Here is a 10,916-nt window from a genome sequence, read left to right on the forward strand (position 1 = left end):
CAGTCTGATCAACCGTCGTCCTCAGCCGCCGCTTCCTACCATGTGCAGCGCTAAACACCCTCGCCGCTCATGCGGATCGGACAAGCTCGCCCAAAACTCTTGACTACGAACATGACAATCAGCCCCGAACCCTGCGCGCAAGCCTTTTCTGCCAACCCCCTGAGCAGTTACTCCCAGTCATGCACGACACCGGGCCAGCCCGGATCGGGCCGGATCGAACGCTCGATTATCGTTGCCCGGGCGCTCATCGGAGCCGAAAGCCGGTCGTCCGCTGAGCGCCGCGAACCGTCGAGCTCGATCCGCGCATGGGCGAGCACCGCCAGTGGTTCGCTGTGCCACAAGGGCTGATGGTGCCACGCATCGCCGGGCATGAAGCTCGGGTCCTGCCCCGCCCCCCGCGCCAGCGTTGTCGATAGCCAGCGCCCGGTCGCGGGCTCGATGAACCAGGCCGTGACGCCGCGCGCGCCCGATACGGTGGCCCAACGCTCACCGCCGCAGCCGACCAGATGGAGCGGATCGGCCGGAGCGAAATCGCGCCGGACCTTGCCTGCCAGTACGGCGCGGCGCTCGGCCCGGGCCTGCCCGAGCGCACCGACCAGCGCAGCTGCCGTCGCGGTCAGCTCAAGCATCCGAGCGGGATCGAAATCGAGCGTGCGGTCCCAGCGCAGGCGCATCTGCGCGGCCACGGCCCGTAACAAGGCGGCCAGCCGGGGCGGGTTGTCGGCGCGCGACGAGACCGACAATTCGAACAGTGATTCCTCCAGCGGCAAGGGCGCCAGGTTCATGCCCAGTCGGGCAACCTCACCCATATGCCTATCTCTCCCCGCGCACGATGATGGCGCTGGCCGCGTGGCAAGCGGTTTGCGGCAGCGCTAACGATGCCCGACGCGCGGACGGGCCAGTGTTCCGCCGACTGCACCGCGCGCGCGACAAGGCCAGCGGGGATGTCTGGACCGTCGGCGCGGGTCTTTCCGCGCAGTCCGTGACACTCGTCTACCGGGCGCTGCTCGCTGCTGCACGCGAAGCCGGCCTGCTCGGGCAGATCCCGGATGCCGAGTACGAGCACTGGCGCGCCAACTTGACCGCCCACTCCACCCGTGTCGGCCTGACGCAGGAACTGTTCGCCGCTGGCGAGGATCTGGCCGGCATCATGCACGCGCTGCGCTGGAAAAGTCCCGCCCAGCCCGCCCGCTACGCCCAGGCGCTGAGCGTCGAAGCCAATGCTGCGGCGCGGGTGGTGGGGCGGTTATGAGCGATTGGTTGCCGTTTGGCTTGCTCAAGCGTGCAAGGGCGGGCGATATACGAGTGGATGTTCGCGGCCCTACAGCGGCAGCGCGGACGTGGCCTTGATCGTCTCCAGCACCACGGAGCTTTGCATTTCCTTGACGCCGGGAAGCGAGGTGAGCCGCTCCTGCAGCAAGTTTTGATAATGGCCGATGTCCCGGACGACGACCTGCAGCCGATAGTCGAATTCGCCAAGAGTGAGCATGGCATTCTGAATCTCGGGAATTGCCTGAACCTCTGTCTTGAACGCTGCCAGCAGCTTGGGATCGTGCGACTGCATCTTGATCCGGGCCTCGACCAAGAGGTCAAAGCCCAGCAACTGCCGATTCAGTTCAACGCTTTTGCCCGTTATCACCCCTGCATCGACGAGCGCCTGGATGCGACGCGAGCAGGGCGACTGGGAGAGGCCCACATGCTCTGCGATCTGAGTGACGGTGAGAGAGCCGTCGCTCTGCATCACCTTGAGAATGCGCAGGTCCGTTCGATCAAGCTTGAGCATGAGTCATGCTATAAATCGCTAAATGACGAATGCAATATGCGAAATTAGGCCAATATCTCGCAAATCAGGGAAGAAAATTCGCCAATTCCCGTATATTTCTTTTGATATCAAAACGGTTCGAGCCGCGTGTACGCGCGCCTCGGGCCAGTTCGGAATGTTCGAGAGGTGGTATGGTGGTCGGCGAGGCGAAGCTGAATTTCCCCGGGCCTCCTGCTCGCCCTGGCGGAGCACCGGACTTCTCGCTGATCGAAGTGCCCGAACCGGGCGTGCTGCCGGTTCCTCCCCTGGATATCGACGCGGAAGCTTCGGAACCTTTCGCGAAAGGCATGATCCGTGTGCTGGACGATGCTGGCAATGCCGTGGGGCCATGGGCCGATGGCATGGGAAGCCTTGACCCCGCGCATTGCGTGCAGGGCCTGATCGACATGCTCAGGATGCGGATCATCGACCAACGGCTGCTGAATGCGCAACGGCAGGGCAAATCCTCGTTCTATCTGCAATGCACCGGCGAAGAGGCTATCGGCTGCGCATTCCAGCGCCAGTTGAGCCCGGGCGACATGAACTTTCCCACGTATCGGCAGCAGAGCCTGCTGATCGCGGCCGACTATCCGCTGGCCGCCCTGATGGGTCAAATCTATGCCAACGACTGCGATCCCACTGAAGGCCGCCAGTTGCCGACCATGCATTCTTCGCGGGATTACGGGTTCTTTTCCATCTCCGGCAATCTGGGCACACAGTATGTACAGGCGGTGGGCTGGGCCATGGCCAATGCGCTCAGCCGGAACGGGCAGATCGCGGCGGGCTGGATCGGAGACGGAGCCACGGCATCGAATGACTTCCACAGTGCGCTCCTGACCGCATCGGTCTATCAGCCGCCGGTCATCCTCAACATCGTTAACAACCAGTGGGCGATCTCGACCTGTACGGCCATCGCCGCCGGGGCGTCGCGCACCTATGCCGAACGCGCGCGGGGTTATGGGGTCCCTGCTCTCCGGGTTGACGGTAACGACTACCTGGCTGTTGCCGCCGTGTCGCGGTGGGCGGTCGAGCGGACGCGGAGCGGCCTAGGGCCGGTGGCCATCGAATGGTTCACCTACCGCACCGCCGCGCATTCGACCTCGGACGATCCCAACGCCTACCGCCCCCGGGACGAGGCGGCGATGTGGCCGCTGGGAGACCCGGTCGAGCGCCTGAAGGCCCATCTGATCGGCCGCGGCATATGGTCCGAACAGCAGCACGCCCAGAAACAGGCCGAGCTGTTCGACGAGATCGTGACCACGCAGAAGGAAGTCGAACAGCACGGCACATTCGTCAACCCGCGGCCCTTTTCGCCAGCCAAGATCTTCGAGGGGGTCTATGCCCACCTGCCCGACCACCTGAGGCGCCAACGCCAGGAGATGGGGTATTGATATGCCGACCATGACCATGATCGAGGCGATCCGCGATGCGCTGGACGTCAAGCTTGCGGATGATCCCGGCGTGGTCGTATTCGGCGAGGATGTCGGCTTCTTCGGCGGCGTGTTCCGGTGCACCGCCGGCCTGCAGAAGACGCACGGCATCGAACGGGTGTTCGATACACCGATCAACGAAAGCGCCATCGTCGGGCTAGGCGTAGGCATGGCGGCCCAGGGCATGAAGCCCTGTGTCGAGATCCAGTTCGCTGACTACATGTACCCCGGCTTCGACCAGATTTCCCAGGAAGCGGCCCGGTTGCGGCATCGCTCCAACCAGCAATTCACCTGTCCCCTGGTCATCCGGATGCCGACCGGCGGTGGCATCTATGGCGGGCAGACCCACAGCCAGAGCCCGGAAGCGCTGTTCACGCACGTGGCCGGGCTGAAGGTGGTCGTTCCGTCCAATCCCTACGACGCGAAAGGCTTGCTGATCGCGGCGATCGAGGATCCCGACCCGGTGATTTTCCTCGAACCGAAGCGCATCTACAATGGCCCGTTCTATGGCCATTCCGCCGGGGAGGCGGCGGGCTGGTCCTCGCGTCCGGAGGCGCAGGTGCCGGAGGGGCGCTATACGGTCGAGATCGGGAAGGCCGCGATCCGCCGGCCCGGCAGCGCGATTACCATCCTTGCCTACGGCACCATGGTGTTCATCGCCGAGGAGGCCGTCCGGCAGACCGGCATCGATGCCGAAATCATAGACCTGCGCAGCCTGCTCCCGCTTGACCATGCGGCCATCGTCCAGTCGGTCGAGAAGACCGGCCGATGCGTGGTCATTCACGAAGCCACAAGGACCAGCGGTTTCGGCGCCGAACTGGCCGCCGAAGTGCAGGAAGCCTGCTTCTGGCACCTCAAGGCGCCGATCCAGCGGATTACGGGCTGGGATGCGCCTTATCCGCTGGCGGCGGAGTGGGACTACTTCCCGAGCCCGCAACGGCTCGGTCGCGCGCTCATCCGGGCGATGGAGGACTGAAATGGCGTCCGTTTCCATAAAGCTGCCGGATATCGGCGAAGGCGTTACCCAGGCCGAGGTGGTCGAATGGATGGTCGGCGTTGGTGATCGCATCGAGGAGGATGCACCCCTCCTTGCCGTGATGACCGACAAGGCGACGGTGGAAATCCCCTCGCTCTGCGCGGGCACGGTGACATGGGTCGCGGGTGAGGTGGGAGACGTTATCGCGATCGGTGCCGAAGTGGTGCGGATCGAGAGCGACGGGGCCGCAGGCCAGCCAGAGCCGGGCATTGGTGATTCCCCGGCCGGGGTTCCGTCGCCAAGTGCAGCCGCACCGGCAAAGTCGGCCGCCGCCGCAAGCGATGCCAAGGCGGCTGAATCCTCGTCCCCACCGGCGATGCCTCTGCGATCCCCGGTCGCGCCGCTCGGCATCGGCGCCCCACGCGCGGAAGGGTGGCCGGTACTGGCCTCTCCATCAGTGCGGGCGCGGGCAAGGGCGGGGGGGATCGATCTGCGGCAGGTGGCCGGCAGCGGACCTGGCGGGCGGATATCCCACGCCGATCTGGACGCCGTCTTTGCGGTGGCCGGAGCCAGAACCTCTGCGGGTCCGGCGTGGGGCCGGTCAACGTCTGCGCCCGGCGCAAGGACGGCGACGAAGGAGATCAAGGTCATCGGCCTGAGGCGAAAGATCGCCGAACGCATGACTCTTGCCAACAGCCGCATTCCGCACATTACCGTGATCGAGGAAATCGACGTTACCGCGCTCGAAGACTTGCGCGAGAAGCTCAATGCCGGGCGGGGCGACAGGCCGAAGCTGACCGTCCTTCCCTTCGTGACGGCTGCGCTCGCCCGGGCCTTCGTCGATCATCCTGGAATCAACGCCCATTTCGATGACGAAGGCGGCACGGTGATGCAGCACGCGGCCGTGCACCTTGGCATAGCGACCATGACGGATACCGGCCTTGTCGTGCCGGTGATCCGCCACGCCGAAGCCTTGGGCCTGTTCGACGCGGCAGCTGAAATCGCCCGCCTGGCCGAGGCGGCCCGGACCGGCAAGGCAGGGCGCGAGGAATTGTCCGGGTCGACCTTCACGGTCACTTCGCTCGGCCCGCTTGGCGCAGTGGCGACCACACCGATCATCAATCACCCGGAAGTCGCGATCCTGGGGATCAACAAGATGGCGGTCAGGCCGATGTGGGACGGGGCCCGGTTCCAGCCGCGCAAGATGATGAACATCTCCGCCAGTTTCGATCACCGGGTGATAGACGGGTGGGACGCCGCCGTCTTCGTGCAGAAGCTGAAGACGCTGCTCGAAACGCCCGCGCTGATTTTCGTGAGTGAACGGCCATGAAGACAGAGACCTGCAAGCTGCTGGTACTGGGAGCCGGGCCGGGTGGCTATGTCTGCGCGATCCGTGCCGCGCAGCTGAGCGTCGACACCGTCGTGGTGGAGGCCGAAAAGCCTGGGGGCACCTGCCTCAATGTGGGGTGCATCCCGTCCAAGGCGCTGATCCACGCGGCCGACGAATTCACCCGTGCGCGGTCTTTCGAAGGGGAAAACGAACTAGGTATCCGGGGTTCTGCCCCCACTATCGACCTTGCCCGCACGGTCGCCTGGAAAGACGGCATCGTCAAGCGGCTCACCGGCGGCGTGGCGGGCCTGATCGGGAAGGCCGGGGCGCGGTATGTGAACGGTTTCGCCACAATCGTCGATGGCAAGACGGTCAGGATCGAGATGGACGGAGAGCCGGTTCTCATCCGCGCGGAAAACGTGGTCGTCGCCACGGGATCGAAACCTCTGGAACTCCCTTTCCTGCCCTTCGGCGGCAAGGTGATCAGTTCGACCCAAGCGCTGTCCCTGCCCGAAGTGCCGGGCAGGCTGGTGGTGGTCGGCGCCGGATATATCGGCCTGGAGATCGGAATGGCGATGGCCAAGCTGGGATCGGCCGTGACGTTCGTCGAGGCCGGTCCTCGCATCCTGCCCCAGTACGACGAGGAGCTGACCAGGCCGGTCCGCAAACGGATGGCCGAACTTGGTATCACATTGCACCTTTCGGCGCGGGCGCAGGGCCTCGATGCCGACGACGACAGGCTGGTGGTGGATACGCCGGACGGAAAGATCGAACTGGCCGCAGACACGATTCTCGTCGCGGTCGGGCGCGCGCCGGCAAGCGTAGGGTTCGGGCTGGAAAGTCTAGGCCTCGGTATGGACGGGCCGTTCGTCGCCATCGACGATCGCTGCGCGACGACCATGCGCGGCGTTTTCGCGATCGGCGACGTGACCGGGGATCCGATGCTGGCCCATCGAGCCATGGCGCAGGGATCGCTGGTGGCGGAAATCGTGGCCGGGCAGGACCGCTGCTGGGACAAGCGCGCCATTCCGGCGGTGTGCTTCACCGATCCGGAACTGGTCGTGGTGGGGCAGCTGCCGGTGACCGATGGAGCCGGCAACGCGAAGACGGCAGCCTTCCCGTTCCAGGCGAACGGCCGCGCGATGACGATGGAACGCGCCGGGGGCTTCGTCCGGGTGGTGTTCGACCCGCGGACCGAGCTGGTCCTGGGCATCCAGGCAGTGGGTGCAGGTGTTGCGGAAATGGCCGGGCAATTTGCCATGGCGCTGGAAATGGCGGCGACCCTGACCGACATCGCGGAGACGATCCACGCCCATCCGACCCTTGGCGAGACCGTGCAGGAGGCGGCGCTGAAAGGTCTGGGCAGGGCGCTCCACGCGTGAGGGCCGCAACCATCGTCAGCTTTTCTTGAGCTGGGTCACATCCCGGACCGCGCCGCGTGCCGCACTGGTGGTCATCGCGGCATAGGCCTGCAGCGCCGCCGAGACCTTGCGCGGCCGTGCCTTGGCCGGGGCCCAGCCGGCGGCATCCTGCGCCGCGCGTCGCGCCGCCAGTTCCGCCTCGGCCACCACCAGCGTGATCGTGCGGGCGGGAATGTCGATCTCGATCCGGTCGCCATCGCGCACCAGGCCGATCGTGCCGCCCTCCGCCGCCTCGGGCGAGACATGCCCGATCGACAGGCCGGAGGTGCCGCCGGAAAAGCGCCCGTCGGTGATCAGCGCGCAGGCCGCGCCCAGCCCGCGCGATTTCAGATAGCTGGTCGGATAGAGCATTTCCTGCATCCCCGGCCCGCCGCGCGGCCCCTCGTAACGGATGACGACGACGTCCCCCGCCACGATCTGCCCGGTCAGGATCGCCGCCACCGCGGCATCCTGGCTCTCGAACACCTTGGCCGGGCCGGCAAACCGGAGGATCGATTCATCGACCCCCGCCGTCTTCACGATGCAGCCATCCAGCGCGACATTGCCGCTCAGCACGGCCAGCCCGCCATCCTTGCTGAAGGCATGTTCGGCGCTGCGGATCACGCCGCGTTCCCGGTCGGTGTCCAGCTCGTCCCAGCGCCGCGCCTGGCTGAACGCCACTTGCGTCGGCACCCCGCCCGGTGCCGCCCGGAAGAATTCGCGCACGCTCTCGGAATTGGTCCGGCTGACGTCCCACTTGGCCAGCGCATCGCCCATCGTCCGGCTGTGCACGGTCGGCAGCTCGGTGTGGAGCAGCCCGGCCCGCTCCAGCTGGCCCAGGATCGCCATAATCCCGCCCGCCCGGTGGACGTCCTCCATGTGGACATCGTTCTTGGCCGGCGCTACCTTGCTCAGGCACGGCACCCGCCGGCTCAGCCGGTCGATGTCGGTCATGGTGAAGTTCACCCCCGCCTCGTGCGCGGCGGCCAGCAGGTGCAGCACGGTATTGGTCGATCCGCCCATCGCGATATCGAGGCTCATCGCATTCTCGAACGCGGCAAAGCTGGCGATCGAACGCGGCAGCACGCTGGCATCGTCCTGCTCGTACCAGCGCTTGCACAAATCGACGACCAGCCGCCCCGCCTCCAGGAACAGGCGCTGCCGGTCGGCATGGGTGGCCAGCACCGAACCGTTGCCGGGCAGCGAAAGCCCCAGCGCCTCGGTCAGGCAGTTCATCGAATTGGCGGTGAACATGCCCGAGCAGGAACCGCACGTCGGGCAGGCCGAACGCTCGATCGCGTCGACTTCCTCGTCCGAATACTTGTCGTCGCCCGCCGCCACCATCGCATCGACCAGGTCGAGCGCGACCTCCTTGCCCTTGAGGACCACCTTGCCGGCCTCCATCGGCCCGCCCGAAACGAACACGACGGGGATATTGATCCGCATCGCCGCCATCAGCATGCCCGGCGTGATCTTGTCGCAGTTGGAGATGCACACCATCGCATCGGCGCAGTGGGCGTTGACCATGTATTCGACGCTGTCGGCGATCAGGTCGCGGCTCGGCAGCGAATAGAGCATGCCGTCATGCCCCATGGCGATGCCGTCATCCACCGCGATGGTGTTGAATTCCTTCGCAACCCCGCCCGCCGCCTCGATCTCGCGCGCCACCATCTGGCCCAGGTCCTTGAGGTGGACATGCCCCGGCACGAACTGGGTGAACGAGTTGACCACCGCGATGATCGGCTTGCCGAAATCGCCGTCCTTCATCCCCGTCGCCCGCCACAACCCCCGCGCGCCGGCCATGTTGCGCCCATGGGTGGACGTGCGAGAACGATAAACTGGCATCAGTTCTTGGCCTTGTCGACCAGGGCGTTCTTGGCGATCCAGGGCATCATCGCACGCAGCTTGGCGCCGGTTTCCTCGATCGGGTGGCGCAGCGCGGCCTTGCGGGCGGCCTTCAGTTCGGGCTGGCCGGCGCGGTTGTCGAGCACGAAGGCCTTGACGAAGCGGCCCGACTGGATGTCGGCCAGGACGCGCTTCATTTCCTTCTTGGTCTCGTCGGTGATGATGCGCGGCCCGATCGTGATGTCGCCATATTCGGCGGTGTTCGAGATCGAGTAGCGCATGTTGGCGATGCCGCCTTCATACATCAGGTCGACGATCAGCTTCAGTTCGTGCAGGCACTCGAAATAGGCCATTTCCGGGGCATAGCCGGCTTCGATCAGCGTTTCGAACCCGGCCTGGACCAGCGCCGTGGCGCCGCCGCAGAGCACGGCCTGCTCACCGAACAGGTCGGTTTCGCATTCCTCGCGGAAGTTGGTCTCGATGATGCCCGAACGGCCACCGCCGACGCCCGAGGCATAGGCCAGCGCGATGTCATGGGCATTGCCGGTCGCGTCCTGATGGATCGCGACGAGGCAGGGCACGCCGCCGCCACGCTGGTATTCCGAACGCACAGTGTGCCCCGGGCCCTTGGGTGCGATCATGATCACGTCGATGTCGGCGCGCGACTCGATCAGGCCGAAGTGGACGTTGAGGCCATGCGCGAAGGCCAGCGCGGCGCCGGGCTTCAGGTTGGCATGAAGGTCCTCGGCATAGATCGCGGCCTGGTGCTCGTCGGGCGCCAGGATCATCAGGATGTCGGCCCACTTGGCCGCTTCCACGTTCGACAGCACCTTGAAGCCGGCGCCTTCGGCCTTCTTCGCGGTGGCCGAACCGGCGCGCAGCGCGATCGCGACGTCCTTGACACCGCTGTCCCGCAGGTTCTGCGCATGGGCGTGGCCCTGCGAGCCATAGCCGAGCACAGCGATCTTCTTGTCGGTGATCAGGTTGATATCGCAATCGGCGTCGTAATAGACTTTCATATCTTCTCGCAATGTTTCCAATGGCACGTGTCCGGCCCGGCTCCAGAGCACGTCACGGGACCGCGACGCTCGTACCTTTATTGGAAGGCCCGATCCGGTAAAAACGTGACAGCACGACCGTGATTTGCCACATAGTCGAATTCAGTATTCAATAATTGAACCGTGCGGAGAGCGGCGATGGACGGTGGCTCCAAGACGATCGAGCGGATCGAGCACATCCTGCATGCGCTCGAAGGCGGCTCCAACGAAGGATTGAGCGCCGCGGAGGTCGCCGCAGCCACCGGGTTCGACAAGGCGACGGCTTATCGCGCGCTGATCTCGCTATCCAGAATCGGCATTCTGGATCGCGACCAGCAGACCCGGAAGTTCCGTCTGGGCATTTACTTGTTCAACCTTGGTGCCGTGGTGGCGCGGCGCTTCTCGGTGCTGGCCCATGCACGGCAGGAGATGATGGCCATCGCCCGCGAGACGGGCGACACGGTCTTCCTCTCGGTCAGGAACAAGTACGATTCGGTCTGCATCGACTGTGCGACCGGCGCATACCCGATCAAGGCGCAGACATTGACGGTGGGCGAGGCTGTACCGCTCGGGGTCAGCGCCGGCGGCGTGGCCATGCTTGCGACCATGCCTGACGACGAGGTCCGTCACGCCATCCAGTTCAACGCAGTCGAGATCGGCAGCTTCCGCAGTGTTCGACCGGAACAGGTGTATGAACACGTCGAGCTGGCCCGCAGGGACGGCTATGCTCACTATGCCGGCCACGTGGTGGCGGGTATGGGCGCGGTTGCCCGTGCGATCCGCGATTCCTCGGGTAAGGGAGTGGCCGTGATCAGCGTCACCGCGCTGCTGGATCGCCTGAACGCCCAGCGGGTGAGGTTCATCGACGAATTGCTGAAGACCGCAGTTACCGAGATCGAGCGGCGCGCGTTGCTGCTGGGCAATCGTCTGGAGTCGCTGACCGGTGCCTAGCATTATACCAATAGCCCGATGAGCTGACTCGGTTGGGGGATTGAACTAACCCGCTGACGCGGGAGATGGGCGGGTCTTGGCCGGAATGGCCTCCTGATGAGATGGTTTGGTTGCTGGACCAACCATCAACCAGGAGACCATCCCAT

General features: G+C 65.2%; 10 protein-coding genes. 6 read left to right on the forward strand and 4 right to left on the reverse strand.

The features are described 5' to 3' along the window. Positions 1–167 precede the first annotated feature (167 nt). The gene (locus BM052_RS18810; protein WP_143084910.1) at positions 168–809 is read right to left on the reverse strand and encodes a hypothetical protein; all 642 of its coding nucleotides are present in this window, start codon (positions 807–809) and stop codon (positions 168–170) included. Positions 810–835: 26 nt separating this feature from the next. Here BM052_RS18810 and BM052_RS18815 point away from each other — a divergent pair, with 26 nt between their 5' ends. Further along, positions 836–1,252, forward strand: coding sequence for a site-specific integrase (locus tag BM052_RS18815; protein ID WP_177198574.1), 417 nt, complete (start codon positions 836–838; stop codon positions 1,250–1,252). A 69-nt stretch (positions 1,253–1,321) separates the two neighbouring features. Here BM052_RS18815 and BM052_RS18820 read toward each other — a convergent pair whose 3' ends face one another. Then, positions 1,322–1,783 (reverse strand): Lrp/AsnC family transcriptional regulator, encoded by a 462-nt coding sequence (locus BM052_RS18820; RefSeq protein ID WP_091149384.1) that lies wholly within the window; start codon positions 1,781–1,783, stop codon positions 1,322–1,324. A 170-nt stretch (positions 1,784–1,953) separates the two neighbouring features. On the opposite strand from BM052_RS18820, the gene BM052_RS18825 reads away from it, so the two are divergent. From BM052_RS18825 to lpdA, 4 genes are read left to right on the forward strand one after another with little or no spacing between them, the layout of a single operon-like run. Beyond that, on the forward strand, positions 1,954–3,192 hold the full coding sequence (locus BM052_RS18825) for a thiamine pyrophosphate-dependent enzyme (protein WP_091149386.1): 1,239 nt from the start codon (positions 1,954–1,956) through the stop codon (positions 3,190–3,192). 1 nt (position 3,193) lies between these two features. Next, positions 3,194–4,207 (forward strand): alpha-ketoacid dehydrogenase subunit beta, encoded by a 1,014-nt coding sequence (locus tag BM052_RS18830; RefSeq protein WP_091149387.1) that lies wholly within the window; start codon positions 3,194–3,196, stop codon positions 4,205–4,207. Position 4,208: 1 nt separating this feature from the next. Beyond that, entirely contained in the window at positions 4,209–5,537 is a 1,329-nt protein-coding gene (locus BM052_RS18835; protein ID WP_091149389.1) for a dihydrolipoamide acetyltransferase family protein, read from the forward strand. Next, entirely contained in the window at positions 5,534–6,919 is a 1,386-nt protein-coding gene (lpdA, locus tag BM052_RS18840; RefSeq protein WP_091149390.1) for a dihydrolipoyl dehydrogenase, read from the forward strand. The genes BM052_RS18835 and lpdA overlap by 4 nt, the downstream gene beginning before the upstream one ends. Positions 6,920–6,934: 15 nt before the next feature. Here the strand turns inward: lpdA and ilvD are convergent, their stop codons facing one another. Then, positions 6,935–8,782 carry a dihydroxy-acid dehydratase gene (ilvD, locus tag BM052_RS18845; protein ID WP_091149392.1) on the reverse strand — a complete coding sequence of 616 codons (1,848 nt, stop codon included), beginning with the start codon at positions 8,780–8,782 and terminating at the stop codon, positions 6,935–6,937. After that, complete coding sequence (gene ilvC / locus BM052_RS18850; RefSeq protein ID WP_091149394.1) at positions 8,782–9,801, reverse strand: ketol-acid reductoisomerase; 1,020 nt, start codon at positions 9,799–9,801, stop codon at positions 8,782–8,784. The genes ilvD and ilvC overlap by 1 nt, the downstream gene beginning before the upstream one ends. Positions 9,802–9,978: 177 nt before the next feature. Between ilvC and BM052_RS18855 the strand changes: the two genes are divergently transcribed. Then, complete coding sequence (locus BM052_RS18855; RefSeq protein ID WP_091149395.1) at positions 9,979–10,770, forward strand: IclR family transcriptional regulator; 792 nt, start codon at positions 9,979–9,981, stop codon at positions 10,768–10,770. The last annotated feature ends 146 nt before the right edge of the window (positions 10,771–10,916 follow it).

It is taken from the genome of Novosphingobium sp. CF614, assembly GCF_900113255.1.
GTDB lineage: Bacteria > Pseudomonadota > Alphaproteobacteria > Sphingomonadales > Sphingomonadaceae > Novosphingobium.

Excerpts from the sequence above, each read along its gene's own strand:
- lpdA (WP_091149390.1), top strand. The coding sequence starts at position 5,534 with ATGAAGACAGAGACCTGCAAGCTGCTGGTACTGGGAGCCGGGCCGGGT.
- BM052_RS18825 (WP_091149386.1), top strand. The coding sequence starts at position 1,954 with ATGGTGGTCGGCGAGGCGAAGCTGAATTTCCCCGGGCCTCCTGCTCGC.
- BM052_RS18835 (WP_091149389.1), top strand. The coding sequence starts at position 4,209 with ATGGCGTCCGTTTCCATAAAGCTGCCGGATATCGGCGAAGGCGTTACC.
- BM052_RS18815 (WP_177198574.1), top strand. The coding sequence starts at position 836 with ATGGCGCTGGCCGCGTGGCAAGCGGTTTGCGGCAGCGCTAACGATGCC.
- BM052_RS18810 (WP_143084910.1), bottom strand. The coding sequence starts at position 809 with ATGGGTGAGGTTGCCCGACTGGGCATGAACCTGGCGCCCTTGCCGCTG.
- BM052_RS18820 (WP_091149384.1), bottom strand. The coding sequence starts at position 1,783 with ATGCTCAAGCTTGATCGAACGGACCTGCGCATTCTCAAGGTGATGCAG.
- ilvC (WP_091149394.1), bottom strand. The coding sequence starts at position 9,801 with ATGAAAGTCTATTACGACGCCGATTGCGATATCAACCTGATCACCGAC.
- BM052_RS18855 (WP_091149395.1), top strand. The coding sequence starts at position 9,979 with ATGGACGGTGGCTCCAAGACGATCGAGCGGATCGAGCACATCCTGCAT.
- ilvD (WP_091149392.1), bottom strand. The coding sequence starts at position 8,782 with ATGCCAGTTTATCGTTCTCGCACGTCCACCCATGGGCGCAACATGGCC.
- BM052_RS18830 (WP_091149387.1), top strand. The coding sequence starts at position 3,194 with ATGCCGACCATGACCATGATCGAGGCGATCCGCGATGCGCTGGACGTC.